Genomic DNA, 1,045 nt, shown 5'->3' with positions numbered 1-1,045 from the left:
CTGGTCGACGACACGCCCCACACCGCCACCGGGCGCAGCGTCACCGGCGCGGTCGTGCTCACCGTGCCCCGGGCGACCCTGCGGGAACTGGCCGTCCTGCACCCGGATCGCTACTACCGCATGGTCTCCCGGGTCGCCCAGCTGGTCGCGCACCGCATGCGCGCGGTCTCCGCCCAGCTGTCGGCCGCCATCGCGGCCCAGCAGCCGCTGGGCGGCATTCGCATCGAACACGATTCGCTCGGCACCCGGGAACTGCCCGCCGAGGCGTACTACGGGGTGCAGACCCTGCGCGCGGTGGAGAACTTCCAGATCTCGGGCATCAAACTGCGCAAGTTCGGGCACTTGGTCAATGCCTTGGCCCACGTGAAAAAGGCTGCGGCCCTGGCCAACGCGGAACTCGGTTCGCTCGCCCAGCCCAAGGCCGACGCCATCGTCGCGGCCTGCGACGAACTGCTCACCGGCCGGCTGCGCGAGAACTTCATCGTCGACATGGTGCAGGGCGGCGCGGGCACCTCCACCAACATGAACGCCAACGAGGTGATCGCCAACCGCGGCCTGGAGCTCATGGGCCACCACAAGGGCGAATACCAGTACCTGCACCCCAACGACGACGTGAACCGCTCGCAGTCCACCAATGACGTCTACCCCACCTCGGTGAAGCTGGGCGTCTACCTGTCCCTGCAGGACGCCTCCGCGGCGCTGGGCGAACTGCAGAACGCACTGCGCGCCAAGGCCATCGAATTCGCCGACGTGATCAAGATGGGCCGCACCCAGTTGCAGGACGCGGTCCCGATGACCCTGGGCCAGGAGTTCGGCGCGTACGCGGTCATGATCGGCGAGGCCATCAACCATCTGCAGCGCATCGGCGGGGACCTGCTCGCGGTGAACATGGGCGCGACCGCCATCGGCACCGGCATCACCAGCCCGCCCGGCTACGCGGACCTGGTCACCGTCAAGCTCGCGGAGATAACCGGATTGCCCATCGTGCAGGCCGAGAACCTGGTCGAGGCCACCCAGGACTCCGGCGATTTCGTGGCGGTGTCGG

General features: G+C 68.3%; 1 protein-coding gene. It reads left to right on the top strand.

Annotation, left to right across the window (positions count from 1 at the left end; genetic code table 11):
- A partial coding sequence (locus tag ACIRS4_RS39075) for a lyase family protein (protein WP_404205167.1) occupies positions 1-1,045 on the top strand: 1,045 nt, incomplete at its 3' end.

It is taken from the genome of Streptomyces sp. NPDC101166, from assembly GCF_044768125.1.
GTDB lineage: Bacteria > Actinomycetota > Actinomycetes > Streptomycetales > Streptomycetaceae > Streptomyces.
The sequence above is the reverse complement of the archived record's forward strand: the minus strand, read 5'-3'. Positions and strand labels throughout refer to the sequence as shown.